This window comes from Aestuariibacter sp. A3R04 (assembly GCF_018860805.1).
Lineage (GTDB): Bacteria > Pseudomonadota > Gammaproteobacteria > Enterobacterales > Alteromonadaceae > Alteromonas.
In genome coordinates this window covers 987,381-1,004,192 of record NZ_JAHKQR010000011.1, presented here as the reverse complement: position 1 = coordinate 1,004,192, position 16,812 = coordinate 987,381, and the positions used below count along the sequence as shown (strand labels likewise).

Annotated in this window: 17 protein-coding genes; 13 read left to right on the top strand and 4 right to left on the bottom strand. The window is 43.9% G+C overall.

The annotated features are described in order from the left end of the window. Positions 1–20: 20 nt before the first annotated feature. The 5 genes from rlmKL (at position 21) to rmf (ending at position 6,512) form a co-directional block, all read left to right on the top strand. Positions 21–2,120: a bifunctional 23S rRNA (guanine(2069)-N(7))-methyltransferase RlmK/23S rRNA (guanine(2445)-N(2))-methyltransferase RlmL gene (rlmKL, locus tag KO518_RS13930; RefSeq protein WP_216026408.1), complete on the top strand. Its 2,100-nt coding sequence runs from the start codon at positions 21–23 to the stop codon at positions 2,118–2,120. Then, positions 2,117–2,350, top strand: a complete 234-nt coding sequence (locus KO518_RS13925; RefSeq protein ID WP_216026407.1) for a glutaredoxin family protein — start codon at positions 2,117–2,119, stop codon at positions 2,348–2,350. Before rlmKL ends, KO518_RS13925 begins: the two co-directional genes overlap by 4 nt. Further along, entirely contained in the window at positions 2,347–4,272 is a 1,926-nt protein-coding gene (locus tag KO518_RS13920) for an ABC transporter ATP-binding protein (RefSeq protein ID WP_216026406.1), read from the top strand. Before KO518_RS13925 ends, KO518_RS13920 begins: the two co-directional genes overlap by 4 nt. A gap of 12 nt (positions 4,273–4,284) precedes the next feature. Continuing rightward, positions 4,285–6,045: a DUF3466 family protein gene (locus KO518_RS13915; RefSeq protein WP_216026405.1), complete on the top strand. Its 1,761-nt coding sequence runs from the start codon at positions 4,285–4,287 to the stop codon at positions 6,043–6,045. Between the two features lie 290 nt (positions 6,046–6,335). Next, the gene (rmf, locus tag KO518_RS13910) at positions 6,336–6,512 is read left to right on the top strand and encodes a ribosome modulation factor (RefSeq protein WP_216026404.1); all 177 of its coding nucleotides are present in this window, start codon (positions 6,336–6,338) and stop codon (positions 6,510–6,512) included. 62 nt (positions 6,513–6,574) lie between these two features. Here the strand turns inward: rmf and fabA are convergent, their stop codons facing one another. Then, a complete protein-coding gene (gene fabA / locus KO518_RS13905; RefSeq protein ID WP_216026403.1) occupies positions 6,575–7,093 on the bottom strand; it encodes a 3-hydroxyacyl-[acyl-carrier-protein] dehydratase FabA in 519 nt (172 codons plus the stop codon). A gap of 130 nt (positions 7,094–7,223) precedes the next feature. On the opposite strand from fabA, the gene KO518_RS13900 reads away from it, so the two are divergent. The 6 genes from KO518_RS13900 (at position 7,224) to KO518_RS13875 (ending at position 14,322) form a co-directional block, all read left to right on the top strand. Beyond that, positions 7,224–7,484, top strand: a complete 261-nt coding sequence (locus KO518_RS13900) for a hypothetical protein (protein ID WP_252736122.1) — start codon at positions 7,224–7,226, stop codon at positions 7,482–7,484. Between the two features lie 257 nt (positions 7,485–7,741). Continuing rightward, positions 7,742–9,169 carry a deoxyribodipyrimidine photo-lyase gene (locus KO518_RS13895; protein WP_216026402.1) on the top strand — a complete coding sequence of 476 codons (1,428 nt, stop codon included), beginning with the start codon at positions 7,742–7,744 and terminating at the stop codon, positions 9,167–9,169. Positions 9,170–9,184: 15 nt separating this feature from the next. Beyond that, positions 9,185–9,340 carry a DUF2256 domain-containing protein gene (locus KO518_RS13890; RefSeq protein WP_216026401.1) on the top strand — a complete coding sequence of 52 codons (156 nt, stop codon included), beginning with the start codon at positions 9,185–9,187 and terminating at the stop codon, positions 9,338–9,340. 69 nt (positions 9,341–9,409) lie between these two features. Beyond that, entirely contained in the window at positions 9,410–10,738 is a 1,329-nt protein-coding gene (locus KO518_RS13885) for a dihydroorotase (protein ID WP_216026400.1), read from the top strand. A gap of 52 nt (positions 10,739–10,790) precedes the next feature. Beyond that, on the top strand, positions 10,791–11,213 hold the full coding sequence (locus KO518_RS13880; RefSeq protein ID WP_216026399.1) for a TraR/DksA C4-type zinc finger protein: 423 nt from the start codon (positions 10,791–10,793) through the stop codon (positions 11,211–11,213). A gap of 88 nt (positions 11,214–11,301) precedes the next feature. Beyond that, complete coding sequence (locus tag KO518_RS13875) at positions 11,302–14,322, top strand: FAD-binding and (Fe-S)-binding domain-containing protein (protein WP_216026398.1); 3,021 nt, start codon at positions 11,302–11,304, stop codon at positions 14,320–14,322. Between the two features lie 63 nt (positions 14,323–14,385). On the opposite strand, the gene KO518_RS13870 is transcribed toward KO518_RS13875, so the two are convergent. Further along, entirely contained in the window at positions 14,386–14,745 is a 360-nt protein-coding gene (locus KO518_RS13870; protein WP_216026397.1) for a hypothetical protein, read from the bottom strand. 373 nt (positions 14,746–15,118) lie between these two features. On the opposite strand from KO518_RS13870, the gene KO518_RS13865 reads away from it, so the two are divergent. Then, a complete protein-coding gene (locus tag KO518_RS13865) occupies positions 15,119–15,286 on the top strand; it encodes a hypothetical protein (RefSeq protein WP_216026396.1) in 168 nt (55 codons plus the stop codon). Positions 15,287–15,604: 318 nt separating this feature from the next. After that, positions 15,605–16,099 (top strand): hypothetical protein, encoded by a 495-nt coding sequence (locus KO518_RS13860; RefSeq protein WP_216026395.1) that lies wholly within the window; start codon positions 15,605–15,607, stop codon positions 16,097–16,099. Here the strand turns inward: KO518_RS13860 and KO518_RS13855 are convergent. Both KO518_RS13855 and KO518_RS13850 read right to left on the bottom strand, forming a co-directional pair. Then, the gene (locus tag KO518_RS13855; protein ID WP_216026394.1) at positions 16,092–16,379 is read right to left on the bottom strand and encodes a hypothetical protein; all 288 of its coding nucleotides are present in this window, start codon (positions 16,377–16,379) and stop codon (positions 16,092–16,094) included. The genes KO518_RS13860 and KO518_RS13855 overlap by 8 nt on opposite strands. Next, entirely contained in the window at positions 16,376–16,717 is a 342-nt protein-coding gene (locus tag KO518_RS13850; protein ID WP_216026393.1) for a hypothetical protein, read from the bottom strand. Before KO518_RS13850 ends, KO518_RS13855 begins: the two co-directional genes overlap by 4 nt. Positions 16,718–16,812: the final 95 nt, after the last annotated feature.

Sequence of the window (16,812 nt, the reverse complement as noted above, 5' to 3'; positions counted from 1 at the left end):
TACTGCATTTGTAGAGATCTATGAATCGAATAATTGTTACTACCAGCCGAGGGTTGGACGAACTACTCAAAACAGAAGTGGAAACACTTTGCGAAGGTGCCCAATGCAGAACATCACCGGGGACCGTGTATTTCGATGGCACATTAGCGCAGGCTTATACGCTGTGCCTCTGGTCGAGGCTGGCTAATCGGGTAATTTGGGTACTGGCGGAAGGGAAGTGCGATTCAGCAGAGGCACTTTATGATACCGCAATGTCTGTAGACTGGCCTTTGCACATGAAAGCCAGTCACACCTTGTCAGTACAGTTTTCCGGAACAAATCGGGCAATTAAAAATACCCAATTCGGCGCAGTTCGAATTAAAGATGCCATTGTGGATCAATTTCTTGAAGAGCAAAATCAACGTCCTTCCGTTGAAAAGCGTCTCGCAGATGTTCCTGTATGGGCTCGATGTCATCGCGATCAGGTAACCATTGGTTTAGATATGTCGGGTAACAGTCTACACCAGCGGGCTTATCGCACTCAAACTGGTGAAGCGCCACTAAAAGAGCATGTTGCATGCGCCATGTTAATGCGTTCGGGTTGGACTGAAAATCAACAAAAGCCGCTGTATGATCTGTTCTGCGGTTCCGGCACGTTGGCCATTGAAGCTGCCTATATTGCAAGAAACATTGCGCCTGGTATCAAACGTAGCTACTGGGGGTTTAATCGTTGGCTTCAGCACAATGCCGCTCTGTGGGAATCGATGCAGGATGATGCATTACAGGGGCAAAAAGAATGTGAAACAACCATAGTTGCTTCAGATATTGATCGTAAACTCGTTGCGGTTGCCCGTAAAAATGCCGATCAGGCGGGTGTATTTAAAGACATTGTGTTTAACGTTGCGGACGCTGTGAATGCCTTTCCCGACATTAACGACTCGGGCTATTTGGTGTTTAACCCGCCTTATGGTGAACGTCTGGGTGAACTAACTGACCTCATTCCTCTTTTTTCTCAACTCGGCAAGAGCCTCAAGCAGCACTGGGGCGGCTGGAATGTGTCTGTGCTAAGTAGCAACCGCGATTTACTTCGCGTGATGAAATTGCGTTCGACAAAAGAGTATGCATTGAACAACGGCAAGCTTGAATGTCGTTTAGTGAATTACGAACTCGATGCTGATAATCTGAAGCAGTTTGGCGATGATGGTGACAACCATGAGTTTGCCAATCGCTTGCGTAAAAATCTAAAAAAAACCAAGAGCTGGTTGAAAAAGCAGGATACCAACTGCTATCGGATTTACGACGGTGACTTACCGGACTATAACGTTGCAGTGGATGTTTACGACGACTGGTTAGTCGTGCAAGAGTATGCACCACCTAAAACAGTATCAGAAGACAAAGCAAGACGACGACTACAAGAAGTATTACTGCATCTGCCGGCAGTAACGGGGGTTGACCCGAAGAAAATCGTGCTTAAGGTACGCAGCCAGCAGAAAGGTCGCAACCAATATGAAAAAATGGCACAGCAAGGAGAGCGTCTGACGGTATATGAAAATGGTGCGCGGTTATTAGTGAACCTGACAGACTACCTAGATACAGGCTTATTTCTGGATCACCGTATCACCCGCCAGCGTGTTGCACAATTGTCAAAAGACAAAGACGTACTTAACCTGTTTTCTTACACCGGAAGCGTTTCGGTTCATGCAGCTCTCGGTGGAGCGCGTTCTGTAACCACAGTAGATATGTCAAAGACCTATCTCGATTGGGCTAAAGACAATATGCATTTGAACAAAGTAAGCTGTGCTTCTGCATTCATTCAGGCCGATTGTACTACCTGGTTGAAAACACACCCAGGCAGGTACGACATCATTTTCATTGATCCACCGTCATTTTCAAATTCGAAACGCATGCAGGACACTTTTGATGTACAACGAGACCATGTGGCGTTACTAACCGATGCACTTAAGTGCTTGAATACAAATGGTACGGTTATTTTTTCAAACAATCGCAGAGGGTTTAAACTGGATGTTACCGCGTTGAATAACGCAGGCTATGGGGATATAGACGATATCTCAAAAAGCACAATTCCTGAAGACTTCGCCCGTCACAGTAACATTCACAAATGTTGGGTGCTTTGCCGATGAAACTGGCTTTTTATACTGGCCCCCAGTGCCACCTGTGTGAGCTGGCCGAGCAGGTAATGACGCAAACAAATAAAGCCAGCGATCTTGAGATTACAAAATTTAACATCCGTGAAGACGCAAACCTGTATCATTGCTATGCAGTTCGCATTCCGGTCATTAAAAGGCTAGACACCGGTGACGAACTAGGCTGGCCTTTTGATGTTGAACAGGCAAACAAATTTTTATCATGAGTGTTATTCAGCTAAAAAACATAACTGTTATTTATGGGAACCCACCGTTGCTTGATGGTGTTGATCTTGTCGTTCAACCCAGGGAGCGAGTGTGTCTAGTGGGGCGCAATGGCAGCGGTAAGTCAACATTAATGAAAGTGATAGCCGGCGATATCACAGCAGATGACGGACAGCGAATAATTGATGGGAAAACCGTTGTTGCACGCTTGGAGCAAGACCCTCCTCAAACGGTTGACATTTCGCTATTCGATTATGTTGCTGAGGGGCTTGCTGATGTCGGCGAGTTACTCAAACAGTATTTTCACCAAACACAATTGGTCGCAGATGCCCCCAATGAAGTCAATTTGAACAAGCTTCAAACGCTACAGGAAGCGTTGGAAAGTCGCGATGCATGGCAATTTGAACAGCAAATAGAGCAAACACTGACCATGCTTAAGCTTGAGCCAAACATGTCATTGTCCACCTTGTCCGGTGGTTGGCGTCGCAAAGCGGCATTAGCACGGGCATTGGTTCGTCAACCTGACTTGTTGTTGCTCGACGAGCCAACTAATCACCTGGATATCGAAATGATTCGCTGGCTTGAACAAAGCTTGAAAGCGTTTCAGGGTGCCATTGTTTTTATCAGCCACGACCGGGCATTTATCCGGAACATGGCGACGCGAATTGTTGACTTAGACCGCGGTACATTAACCAGTTACCCCGGGAATTACCAAGCGTACTTGGAAAAAAAACAACAGGATCTCGACATTGAAGCAGCACAAAACGCGGAGTTTGACAAAAAGCTGGCCCAGGAAGAAGTGTGGATAAGGCAGGGTATTAAAGCCCGCCGTACGCGCAATGAAGGTCGGGTTAGAGCATTGAAAAAACTACGTGAAACTCGCCGGGCGAGGCGAGAAACGCAGGGCAATGCTGTAGTGGCCCAACATACCTCTGCCCGGTCGGGGAAAATGGTGTTTGAAGTTAACGATGTTAGCTATGGCTTCAAAGATAAACCTATTGCCCGGCACCTCGATCTGAAGGTGCTGCGGGGAGATAAGCTAGCGCTGATTGGACCTAATGGGTGTGGGAAATCAACGCTGATCAAACTCTTGTTAGGAGAGCTTACGCCTCATACAGGTTCGATTCGCCAGGGGGTAAATCTCGACGTTGCGTATTTTGACCAACATCGTCAGGCATTGGATTTAGATACATCTGTTATCGACACCGTTGGCGATGGCAAGCGGGATCTAATGGTGAACGGACATCCACGGCACGTTATTAGTTATTTGCAGGATTACCTATTTACGCCAGAGCGGGTGAATGCGCCGGTAAAATCGTTATCGGGTGGTGAAAAAAATCGCTTGATGCTTGCCAAGCTCATGTTAAAGCCCAGCAATGTGTTGGTACTCGATGAGCCTACAAACGATTTGGATGTAGAAACACTGGAAATGCTGGAAACGCTGCTCAATGACTACGAGGGCACCGTATTATTGGTAAGCCACGATAGGGAATTCGTCGACAATGTTGCCAATAGTTGCTTGGTATTCGAAGGAAATGGTTCGCTGAAAGAATTTATAGGCGGCTTCTCCGACGTGGAAATTTGGTACAAAGAAAACGGCGAAACAAAAAAACGTCAGCCCGATGTAAAAGATGAAACTAAACAAATTTCTGATAGTCCTAAGGCAAAGCCTTCTGTCCGGAAAGCTAAAAAGTTATCATACAAAGATCAGCGGGAACTGGATACACTGCCAGCCGACATTGAAAGTCTAGAAGAAAAGCTCGAAACATTACAGGAAGCCGTTAACGCCCCTGATTTTTTCAAACAACAGGCAGATGAAACAGCGAAAATACTCGCTGAACTCTCGGAAACCGAAGACACGCTATCCCAGAAATATGCGCGCTGGGATGAATTGGAAAGCATGCTGGAAGAAACTCAGCAGTAAATAGGATAATAAATGAAATTAACACAGCTTGCCGCTGCCATGGCTTTGACCAGTGCGTCTATCAGTGCCACAGCCGCGACCTATTCAGTTACGCCTTTACCTGTCACGGATATCAGTATTAATAATTTTGCTCAGTCTATTGATGATACTGGACATATGCTCACGATGACCTCTTCGGAGTTTAATCCACCTGTAGATGTCGATTTTCTCGAGGAGTCAGGATTTATTGATGCCAATGCAGTGTTGTTCGAAAGTGAAGAAGATGTTCGGCAGGGTATATTTTCTGACAGTGATTACACAACCATCGTAAATACTTTGCTCACCCATAGCGGCAACGCGTTCAACGCCTATGGTTACCAGCACTTGGCAATTTATCGTTCGTATTTAACCGATACCACAGACGCGGAACTTGTTCCGGGACTTGACGAATATTCAGAAACCTTTGATGACTATGCCCAAGAAGTCGTGACTTTTGCCCGAGACAGTCTCAACGGTGATTTCATCGTTGGTACCACCGAGGGGACATATTACAACCTGAATTACGAAGATGAAGAGGGAAACGAACTGATTTTCGTTTTAAACGATATAGAAGAAACAGCCTTTGTAAGTGTAAATGGCGTTACCAAGCTACTGCCTGGTGAAGACGACACCCTAGGCGGATTAAGTCAAGCATTTGCCATTAATAATAACCTCCAGGTAGTAGGCAACAGTGCCATTGATTTTGTTGACAGTATTGATACAGCTGTCGAAAACTGTGAAGATGATGAGACACGGGGTGATTTGCCCATCGAGTATTGTTATCGCAGCATACGTGTCGATGCAACGTCAGATACGGTAGGTTATGGCTTTCGTATTCCTGAAATTGGCGATCGGACAACGCCAGGCGCCTACGTCAGAGCAACCATTTGGCAATTAGATGCTGATGGCGACGTTATTTCCACAGACACCTATCCATTGGTATTTGAGCCCGATGCAGATGATGAAGCGGCCTACTGGTCTCTGGCCAGGGACATAAACGATCAGGGTATTGCCGTTGGTGCATCTTCAGTTGATGAAATACTTACTATTCGTCGGCCAACTGGTTTTGCATATGAGCGTCTTAACGTAGCAGTTAGCTATGCTGAAGGTGAAACTACCGAAATGCTCCCCAGGGATGAAAATATTATTTCGGAAGCCGTAGCTATTAACAACGAAAATTGGGTTACTGGTTACGTGTTGCGCGCCCCGAATGACACCGCACGCAACAGGATTTTCGTCCATAACCTGGATACCGGCGAAACGCTGTATCCTGGTGGTTTGTTTACAAACGCTGGGGCGGAGGGGAAGGCGATCAACAACAATAATATTGTTGTTGGCTTGTCAGAATACGACGCAACCGCCGATACCAATCGTGAAACTCACGGGTTTATGTATACCATTGGCGACGATGCTATCGTCGATCTTAATGATTTGTTGCCTTGTGATAGTGACTACACCATTGTCGATGCCATTGACATCAACGACAACAATGAAATCATCGCAAATGCTCGCTTTCGCACAGCATCGCGCTATGTTACTGGCGAAGAAGTGATCAATAGTGAAGGCGAGACAGTGATTGATGATACGATTATTGCAGTAAAATTGTCGCCGGTGGCAAACGGTGTTGTTGAAGAGTGTGAGATACCAGAAGATGAAATTGACGATGTCGCCTACGAAAGAAAAGGGGCTTCTTTTTCTCCTTGGTGGCTGCTGTTATTGGGTGGACTGATTCCATTTAGGCGTCGTATGCACTAACTTATAGCAAACAAAAAAAGCCGCCGTTGAGCGGTTTTTTTGTGCATATATATTGACGTTTTAAAACAAGTCATATTTATGCAAAAAAATTGTAACATTAAATAGATCTAATATTCATAATGTTACTGATTGTCAATAGCAAAAAAACAATAAAAAGTATTGAACCATTACGCATTGTGCACTATCTACTATTATGTGCTTGATGATTGTGATGGCTCCATCAACCGAAAGAACTATGGAGAGCCCGAACAAACATTAGTGGCACGGCAACCACAATATGAGGCTTATCAATGAAACGACAAAAAAGAGATAAATTGACGCGTGCACACGCAAAAGGGTATCAAGCTGGTATCAGCGGTCGTTCTAAAGAGAACTGTCCTTTCCAGTCTAACGATGCCAAGTCACAATGGCTAGGAGGATGGAGAGAGGCCGTTGAAGACAGACAACTCGGATTCAACGTGCGTTGAGGATCTCTTTATAGTGTAAGCAAGCCCCGGATTCGGGGCTTTTTTATTGATGGAATATGAACTCAAAACTTCGACGTATCTTGGAAAAGCCCTACTTTTAAATCTTTTGCGGTATATATAACTCGTCCATCCACTTCGACCTGGCCATCAGCCAGTCCCATGAAAAGTTTGCGTTTTACTACGCGTTTCATGGTTATTTTGTACGTCACTTTTTTAGCTGTAGGCAGAATTTGTCCGGTAAATTTTACTTCGCCTACACCTAACGCGCGACCTTTGCCCGGACCTCCGCTCCAACCGAGAAAAAATCCCACAAGCTGCCACATGGCGTCTAATCCAAGACAACCCGGCATTACCGGATCGCCAGGAAAATGGCAGTCGAAGAACCATAGGTCGGGTGAAATATCCAATTCGGCAATAATTTCGCCTTTACCGTATTCCCCACCTTCATCACTGATATGTTGAATTCTATCCATCATTAGCATGTTAGGAGCGGGTAATTGGCTATTTCCTGGTCCAAACATCTCTCCGCGACTACAAGCTAATAAATCATCGCGGCTAAAACTGTGTTGCTTATCGGACATGCGATCCCTTTGTTGTTAGTATTCAATGTGCTAATTTAGCGAACACTTGTACGCTAAACAACTCTGAACAGTCATTTATTGATAAAATTTCCATGCTAAACTATTTACATCACAGAGAAATGACAAAGTTATGAGCGAACAAAAGAAAGCCATGCGAAGTGCCAATGCTGAAAAACAGAAGCGATTCAGAGAGAGACAAAAAGCTGCTGGAAAAAAAATGGTGCGGGGCTACGTGAGTCCTGAGGCGATGAAATGCTACAAAGAGATTTGTGAAAAAACAGGATGGAATGATAGCGATGTGCTATCAAACTCGTTACGCATAACCTATGCAGCTTATAAATGCGGCCAAATTCGCTTATTAAATCAGTGGTTAAAGGATCACAATCACTAGTCTGCTAATCCTCGTTCAGTGTTTGAAGAGAGATCGTCTAATTTGTTGACCCCCATTTAGGTGACTTCCAGATACAACGCGGTAAGTGCTGGCATCTGAGTTGGTCGTAACCCCTGACTGAACAATAACAACCCCGTTTACCCGTGCTGTGATTGTGCTTCATTACAAATCCTTAATTTTTTTAAAGGTCCAAATCGGTTTTCAATATACTGCGTATACTACAGCTAGCGTTTCAATTGTTTGTAAAGGATATTAATGTGGCGGTACCCGTCAGCTTAGTCTGGTTTCGACAGGATCTTCGAGTCAAAGACAACCCTGCACTGAACGCAGGGTGTGACAATGGAAAAATAATTCCTGTTTATATACATGACACGACTTTACCCAAAGACCGACTCCCAGGCAGTGTCACTAAATGGTGGCTTCATCATTCATTAAACTCTCTTAATGACAGATTGAACGGACATTTACACGTTTTCAAAGGCAATCCGAAAGACATACTGCTGTCTCTCACTGAGAAATACGATATTGAGGATGTTTACTGGAACCGTTGTTACGAACCCTGGCATGTGACAAGAGACAAGCAAATAAAACAAGCATTAAAAGCCGCTGGTAAAAAAGGGCACAGTTTTAATGGTAGCTTATTGTGGGAGCCTTGGGACGTTGCAAATCAATCAGGAGCTCCCTACAAAGTATTTACCCCATTTTACCGAAAGGGATGTTTGGCGTCGCCACCTCCGCGGTATCCCAAAGCGCCTCCCGCGCGGATTACATATGCCGATATAGCAAAGGCTGAACTTACTATCGATGATTTGTTGTTATTACCCAAAATCAAGTGGGCTGAAGGTATCGCTAAGAGCTGGCAGCCCGGTGAAGAAGGCGCGGCTAATCGGCTTGCTGATTTTATTGATGACGCAATACACCACTATAAAACTGCGCGGGATTTTCCTGCAGTTGCCGGGACATCAAAGTTGTCTCCCCACCTGCATTTTGGTGAAATCTCTCCGAACCAGGTGTGGTATGCGATAAAAACCGCTTATGGTGATAGTGAGAATAAAGACATTGATACCTTTTTGAGCGAACTGGGGTGGAGGGAGTTTGCCCATCACCTGATTTATCATTACCCGGATTTTCCAGACAAGAATTTCAATAAAAAATTTGACTATTTTCCATGGCGCAAAAGCAGCACCGACCTCAAAGCGTGGCAACAAGGAAAAACCGGAATTCCAATAGTTGACGCCGGCATGCGTGAATTGTGGCACACCGGCTATATGCACAACCGAGTGCGTATGATAGTCGGCTCTTTTTTGGTTAAAAACCTCCTTATTGACTGGCGAGAAGGTGAAGCCTGGTTTTGGGATTGTTTGGCCGATGCCGACGTGGCAAATAACAGTGCAGGGTGGCAATGGATTGCTGGTTCCGGCGCCGATGCTGCACCATATTTCAGGGTTTTTAATCCGGTTTTACAGGGGGAAAAATTCGATAAACAAGGAGAATACGTTAGAGCTTGGTGTCCGGAACTTAAAAAACTACCCAATAAATATCTGCATAAGCCCTGGGATGCTGATGACCTGACTCTGCGAACTTCAGGTGTATTGCTCGGAAGAGACTATCCAAATCCCCTGGTTAATCTCAAGATATCTAGGGAGCGGGCACTCGCCGCATTCAATGACATAAAGGGCAAATAGCTGTACACATTCTGTATGAAAAAAGCTCATCTACCTAGAAAAGTTTGTCCTGTATGTGAGCGTGCATTCAATTGGCGAAAGAAGTGGAAAAATCATTGGAACGAAGTGAAGTATTGTTCTAAACGTTGTGCAACGAGGAGAAATAACATACGCATAAACCATCAGAATTAACTTGGTTTTGATAACACCACCAATGTTATGTTATAACATTAGTCAGTTTGTGATGGAGTAAAAGTTTTGGTGGGCCAATCGTTAATTAAACAAGCGAAGGTTGTAAACGAAGGTGTAGAGTTTATTGCAGACGTTCGACTGAAACACGGTCGTATTGACAAAATTGCGAGTGAAATTTCCGCGCTACCTGGGGACGATATCATTAATGCAGAAGGACATCTTTTGCTACCCGGCATGATTGATGATCAAGTGCACTTTAGGGAACCAGGCCTTACACATAAAGGCTCGATTTTAAGCGAGTCTAGTGCGGCTGTAGCCGGTGGAATAACGAGTTATATGGAAATGCCCAATGTCACACCTGCAACAACGACCATTGAGGCGTTAGAGAACAAGTTTGCGTTGGCGGCGAAAAAATCTGTAGCAAACTATTCATTTTACCTTGGTGCAACCGAAGATAATTTAGGCGAAATTAAACGTATTGACCCTCGTCGTCATTGTGGATTAAAAGTATTCATGGGCGCCTCTACTGGCGATTTACTTGTGGAGCATCCTCAGGCTTTGGACGCCATCTTTCGAGAATCTCCAGGTTTAATCGTCACGCATTGCGAGAGTGGGTCCATAATAAAAGACAATCTCCGGACTATAGGTAGAAGTAACCTCGATATTCACGACCATCCGGCCATTAGATGCAGTGAAGCTTGCTATGCTTCATCCTCATACGCCGTGTCTCTCGCAAAACAATATGAAAGTGATCTTCACGTATTACACCTTACCACAGAAAAAGAATTGTCTTTGTTCAGCAAGGGCCCAATCATTAACAAGCGAATTACCGCTGAAGCCTGTGTTCATCATCTTTGGTTTGACTGCAACGATTACCAACGACTGGGGAACCTAATCAAATGCAACCCTGCCATCAAGACAACTAGGGACCGCGATGCACTTATTGCAGCGGTGAATGATGACCGAATAGACATTATAGCGACAGATCACGCACCACATAGCTGGCAAGAAAAGCGTCAGAAGTACGATAGAGCACCAGCGGGCTTACCACTAGTCCAGCACGCATTGCTAAGTTTACTGGATCTGGTTTCAGCTAAGCGGTTTACGTTGTCAACAGTGGTTGAAAAAACGGCCCATAATCCATCTATTCGATATGGCATTGTCGATCGCGGCTTTGTTAGAGAGGGCTATTTTGCAGATTTAGTACTCGTTGATCCAAACAGAGAAACCCCGGTTTTTCATAGCAACACTTTATACAAATGCGGATGGACGCCATTCGATGAACACGTGTTCACCCATCACATAGCGTCCACTTGGGTTAATGGCAAGTTAGTATTTGATGGCAAACGCGTTGTGGTCAACCCCAGATCAGCACAACGGCTAACGTTTAACAGATAGAATTTGCCGTTGAGTTGTGATTGAGCATATTGAGAATTAGGCTATCGAGAAAATGAAAAACGAACTCACTAAGGAACAAATTCTTAACACTTCACCTGATGATTACATGAATGATGAACAGCTCGCATTTTTTTGTCATGCATTACATGAACTTAAAAGGAAAACCATGTTGCATATTGAGGAAATGAAGCTGGCGTTGAGTAACCCACCAGAACTCAATGATGACGCTGACCGTGCACAATACGAGGAAGAATCACGTCTTGCTTTGCGCATAGTGGACAGGGAACGTCTGCTGCTTAGAAAAATAGACAAATCTCTTCGTAGAATAGCAGATGGTACCTATGGCTTTTGCTTGGAAACTGGCGAGCCTATTGGCATTCCACGTCTATTAATTCGGCCAGTTTCAGAATATTGTGCAGACGTAAAAAAAATTAATGAATGTAAGGAACAACACTATTTTAGTCAGCGAAAATAATCTGACTAACAAGTCATGATACTGGCAGTGTTATAGCCACTCATATTATGACAGAACCATTAACCATACATATTCATAGTAGATATAGATGATACCACTGATAAACCCTGACGCGTCTCTCAAAAATGAGTATTTGCGCTATGTAGAAGCGCTTAAATGGAGCAATTTTAGCGGGGACGTGGAAAAAGCCTATTCAACTCGAATTGCTTATAGCACGGACAATTCAGTTTATCAAAAAACGCCTCAGGCTGTTGTTTTTCCTAAGAATATTGAAGACCTTGTAACGCTGGGTGAATTGGCACACAAACCCGAGTTTATAAATATAACCTTCAGCGCGAGAGGTGGCGGAACTGGCACCAACGGACAATCTCTTACCAGTGGCATAATAGTCGATACGTCACGCCATATGAAGCATATTATTGACATCAACACTGATGAACGCTGGGTAAGAGTTCAAGCAGGAGTTGTAAAAGATCAACTCAACGACTTTCTTAAGCCTCATGGTTTCTTTTTTTCACCAGACCTTTCGACGAGCAATCGTGCAACCATTGGCGGTATGATAAACACTGATGCGTCGGGGCAGGGGTCTCTTGTCTACGGAAAAACATCTGATCATGTACTGGGGCTTACTTCAGTCTTGGTTGACGGGACGATTTTACACACCCGGCCGATTGAATTACAAAGAGCGAAAGTGGATGCCCAACAAGCCACTCGAATAGGAAACATTTACAAACAACTTATCGAAACCGGTGTTGGGAAACGGCAACTCATTACTGATAAATTTCCTCCGCTAAATAGATTTCTCACAGGGTATGATTTAGCCCATATTGTCGACTCCAATATGACCTCGTTAGATCCGAGCCGGGTGATATGTGGCTCGGAAGGGTCGCTGGTATTTGTTGCAGAGGCCATACTCAATATAACGCCCATTCCAAGCCATAAAGTGCTCGTCAACATTAAGTATGATTCTTTTGACTCCGCCCTGCGTCATGCTCCTGCTATGGTTGCGGCAAAAGCAACATCTGTTGAGACTGTGGACAGCAACGTGCTCAATCTGGCTCGGGAAGATGTAGTTTGGCAGAGTGTGGAGCACCTAATAGAACCAGTACCTGAGCGTGACGTTCAAGGTTTGAATATGGTTGAATTTAACAGCGAAGACAGATCTGATATTGAGGGTAAAATTCAATATCTTCGCGCCCAGTTAGATCGTGAAATCGAAGTCGCTGAAACAGGTGTCATCGGCTACCAAATCACCGATGATATTACAGACATTGACAAAATTTATGCCATGCGTAAAAAATCAGTGGGCCTTTTGGGTAAAACTAAGTCAACTGCAAAGCCTATTGCCTTTGCTGAAGATACGGCTGTGCCACCTGAACATCTGGCCGATTTCATAATGCAATTTAGGCAAGTGCTGGATAGCTATCAACTTCACTACGGCATGTTTGGCCATGTCGATGCCGGTGTATTACACGTAAGACCAGCATTGGATTTATGCGATCCTGACCAAGAGATCACACTTCGGAAAATATCTGATGAAGTCGTTGCTTTAGTCGCTAAATACAGGGGGCTCATGTGGGGGGAACATGGAAAAGGGTTCAGAAGTGAATATGGTCCTGAATTTTTCGGCAATGAGTTGTTTGCTGAGCTGCGGAAAATCAAGGCTGTTTTCGACCCTTATAACAAAATGAACCCTGGAAAAATCTGTACTCCTATTAATAGTAAAGATACGTTAGTAAGCGTAGATGACAAAAAGCGCGGAGGTTTCGACCGGATCATTCCAGTAAACACCAGAGCCTCGTTCAAAAATGCGTTAAACTGCAATGGCAATGGTCTGTGTTTTAACTACAACGCTAACTCGACAATGTGTCCATCATTTAAAGTATCAGGAGACAGACGCCATAGCCCAAAGGGAAGGGCTGGGATGTTACGCGAATGGCTTCGCTTAGCAGCGCAACAAGGCGTGAACCTTGAGATCGCAGAAAAAAACGATAAAAAGTTATCACGGTGGCAACGGTATAAAAATAATAAAAGCAAACACAATGACTTTTCCCATGAAGTCCTGGCGATAATGAATGACTGTCTCGCCTGTAAAGCATGTGCCAGTCAATGTCCGATAAATGTGGATGTACCTGATTTCCGTTCGCGATTTTTCGACCTTTACTATCAACGTTATAGTCGGCCCGTGAAGGATTATTTGGTTGCTAATATCGAACGCATGGCACCATTACTATCTTATGCCCCGCGTTTAGCAAACCGGATCATGAATATTAATAGTGTTAAATCGGCTATCGAAAAATACGTAGGCTACGTAGACTCGCCCCTTCTATCCTCGCCCACATTACGACAGCGAGTTGGGAAGCGCTATAGTTTTAACTTAGCACTATTGCGAGCTATGTCGGCTGCGGAAAAAGAAAAGACAGTCATTGTCGTCCAAGACCCATTTACCAGCTTCTATGAGGCTGAGGTAGTTCACGATGCACTTTCAGCCCTAGATAAGCTTGGCTTTAATCCCGTATTACTGCCTTTTAAGCCGAATGGAAAGCCACAACACGTCAAAGGTTTTCTTAGTCAATTCGCTAAGACGGCAAGCAGCACCGCAGCATTTCTCAACGAAATTGCCACTGTGGATGTCGCTTTGGTAGGCTTGGATGCATCCCTAGTACTGTGTTATCGCGATGAATACAAAAAGACACTCGGTGAGAAACGCGGAACGTTTAATGTGGCCCTTATACAAGAATGGTTGATTGACAAACTTTCATCACAAATTCTGAATACCGATTTTAATTATAAATTGTTGAGTCATTGTACTGAAAAGGCAATGGTGCCTGCATCAGAAAAACAATGGCGAGATATCTTTAATAAATTGGGGGTGAAGTGTGAAATCGTGCCTGTCGGATGTTGTGGTATGGCGGGTACGTATGGACATGAGAAAAACCACCTAGCATCTTCTAAAGCTATTTATTCACTTAGTTGGCAACGTATTATTGAAAGTGCGAACCCAGATGAAATCATGGTGACGGGGTATTCATGTCGTAGTCAGGTGAAGAGAATTAATGGCTATAAGCCCAAACATCCGATGCAAGTGATATTAAATTTACTGGAATGAAGCTCGTGCGTACCTGAAGAAATCAACGCGCCCTCAATTAATTTGGGGCGCGATTGGTACATGTTAGAACATCCATGACTCAGGGTCAGGGTGGGCTTGGTTGGCTTCAAGGGCCTTCATCCCTTTAACACAACGAATAATAAGCCAAACAACCCAGAACAACAGAATAAACCAGCCAATAATGATGAGGGACAGTAACGAACCGACAAACATATAGAGAAAACCTATCCAGAATGTTCTGATTTGGAAACGATAATGGCTTTGCAACCATTCAGGTGCATCAGACTTATTGATATAGGCCATAACCACACCAACGATACCTGTAATACCGAATACAATACCAACCAAGTACAGAATATAAACTAGTTTAGCCGTGGAATTTGAGGCGGGAGCAGGAGCTGTTGTCGCCGGCGCTTCATTCATCTTATTCTCCTTTAGATGAGTAAGTTAAATTTATTGTTTGTGTTTTTTATAAATTCAGCCGCATTTTAAAATGCTGAGTATTGAAGGTAACTTCGCGCAGAAACGTAAGATCCTTCAGACTACATTGCTAAACCGCTGTTGCTTTCTGTGAAGAGTGAAATCAACAAGGAAATAGTGCAGTTTTTAACAGCCAAAAGCAACGCAAAAGCAGACGAAAACCCAAGGAAAAGATAAGTTTAAGGAATGATAAGCCATTCTATGGTGTTTAATTACATCCATAAGTGATGAAAAAAAAGCCTTTAGTTATATTAATTGAGCAAGTAAGCGGTAGGTAAAGAAAAATTTGATAGCCATCACCAAGACTATCAGAGCCATGAGTAAAAGCTTACATATGAATGTAATAGCTGAAGACGAGGAAATCACCAGGGCCCAGGCAAATTTACATTTACGCGAAGGTTGCTATCACGCTCAGGGATTTCTATATACTGAGCTCGTGCCATTTAAAATACTCATCAAACTCATTGGTCTTGAGCAAGCCTAAGACTTCGTTAATCTAAGCGTAACACCAGAATCACTCTCAGAATTTAATCTTTAGCACATCATGCGAAACCACGAGCCAGGTAGCAGAGACAATGAAACCCCTGATATAACTCACCCAATTCACTATGCTTACAATTGCGCATAATGTATATTATGTTAAATAAAGACAATTTGACTGTATTTTGAACTTTTATACTTTCGTATCAAAAAAGACAATAAACGCCTATTTTTGCAAGTTTTCTGTTTTATTAAAATCAGCACAAAAAAAATATTAATCATTAGTTTTTTTCATGCAATTTTTTATGTTGGTGGCTATTACATGAACAAATCATTCAAAAAATTACTTCGCAAAAGCGGCTTTGTTATTGTTTTTGGCGGCTCTGTTATCATTGATAAAAACGCCGCCTGTGATTTTTTGCACTGCTCAACTCGCACGCTCGACCGCTGGATAAACACCGATAAACCATGCCCCCGCGCTGTCTCACTTTTGCGCATGAAAGCGCGTAGCATCCCTGACTCATGGGGCGACAAATACGCTTTTGATATTAACGACAATCTGATCACCCCCGACTACCCGCACGGAATAACCCCCGAACACCTCAGAATGATTAAATTTATTAATGCAAACGCAACGCGCCAAGAATCAGACAATGAGTATTATAAAAAGCAGATTGCAGCTTTACGAGATGATAACGCACGAAAAGCAGCTAAAGCGCGTATTGCTCAAGCTGCCAATTTATTAAATGAAGTTATAAATGATGTAATATTTTTAGCGCCCAATGAGCGCCCTACGCACAAAAAGAAAGTTAATTAAGTTTGTTCAATTCGTATATATCGCGCTCATTGCGTGACACTCGCAATTCTATCGCATCCATCCACGCGCCGCGCCGGTTAAGCTCCATGTTAGCCGCTGATACTGATGCAGCCAACTGGCGCACGGTTTTAATATCAGATTCGATATATTGCACCTTCGTTTCGAGCACTTTGATTGCCATTTGCGATGATACAAACGCCGCAGCAACACCGGTTACAACCGATACGCTAACCGGAACAATGATATCCTTGAACAAATTTTGCCGCCGTCTATCTGTCACTTTTTAAGCCCTGCAAACGCTGGAATTATCCGTTTTAATTCTAGCGCCCCCCACACTGTCCCATTGATGATCATAAACGTTTGAATATACCAATCCGGCGCGGCTGATAAATTTGCGAACAATTCCCGCCCCGCGCCTGGATTAAACGCCGTTAATACGATTGGAAAACTAAACAATCCATATGAAAACCTACGTATCCACACGCCGGAATCAAGCGCTTTAACCTCCCACGCCGCACCGGTTTTTATTTCTTGAATTTCGCGCGCATTAATCGCCGCGCGTTTTTCGCTGTACAGTGACAGACCGCCGCGAATTAACGCTATAACGTCACTTATCATCAACAATACCGCTTGTGTGCTTTTTGACTTGATAAACAACGACCGCGCCCAGCACCGCACCCGCCGCCGTCATTGCCAGCCATTTAAAATCAATA

What these genes read in the sequence shown, in the direction of transcription:
- KO518_RS13875 (WP_216026398.1), top strand. Translation starts at nt 11,302, where the DNA reads ATGATACCACTGATAAACCCTGACGCGTCTCTCAAAAATGAGTATTTG.
- KO518_RS13890 (WP_216026401.1), top strand. Translation starts at nt 9,185, where the DNA reads ATGAAAAAAGCTCATCTACCTAGAAAAGTTTGTCCTGTATGTGAGCGT.
- KO518_RS13865 (WP_216026396.1), top strand. Translation starts at nt 15,119, where the DNA reads ATGAGTAAAAGCTTACATATGAATGTAATAGCTGAAGACGAGGAAATC.
- KO518_RS13880 (WP_216026399.1), top strand. Translation starts at nt 10,791, where the DNA reads ATGAAAAACGAACTCACTAAGGAACAAATTCTTAACACTTCACCTGAT.
- rmf (WP_216026404.1), top strand. Translation starts at nt 6,336, where the DNA reads ATGAAACGACAAAAAAGAGATAAATTGACGCGTGCACACGCAAAAGGG.
- fabA (WP_216026403.1), bottom strand. Translation starts at nt 7,093, where the DNA reads ATGTCCGATAAGCAACACAGTTTTAGCCGCGATGATTTATTAGCTTGT.
- KO518_RS13870 (WP_216026397.1), bottom strand. Translation starts at nt 14,745, where the DNA reads ATGAATGAAGCGCCGGCGACAACAGCTCCTGCTCCCGCCTCAAATTCC.
- KO518_RS13915 (WP_216026405.1), top strand. Translation starts at nt 4,285, where the DNA reads ATGAAATTAACACAGCTTGCCGCTGCCATGGCTTTGACCAGTGCGTCT.
- KO518_RS13925 (WP_216026407.1), top strand. Translation starts at nt 2,117, where the DNA reads ATGAAACTGGCTTTTTATACTGGCCCCCAGTGCCACCTGTGTGAGCTG.
- KO518_RS13860 (WP_216026395.1), top strand. Translation starts at nt 15,605, where the DNA reads ATGAACAAATCATTCAAAAAATTACTTCGCAAAAGCGGCTTTGTTATT.
- KO518_RS13900 (WP_252736122.1), top strand. Translation starts at nt 7,224, where the DNA reads ATGAGCGAACAAAAGAAAGCCATGCGAAGTGCCAATGCTGAAAAACAG.
- KO518_RS13920 (WP_216026406.1), top strand. Translation starts at nt 2,347, where the DNA reads ATGAGTGTTATTCAGCTAAAAAACATAACTGTTATTTATGGGAACCCA.
- rlmKL (WP_216026408.1), top strand. Translation starts at nt 21, where the DNA reads ATGAATCGAATAATTGTTACTACCAGCCGAGGGTTGGACGAACTACTC.
- KO518_RS13850 (WP_216026393.1), bottom strand. Translation starts at nt 16,717, where the DNA reads ATGATAAGTGACGTTATAGCGTTAATTCGCGGCGGTCTGTCACTGTAC.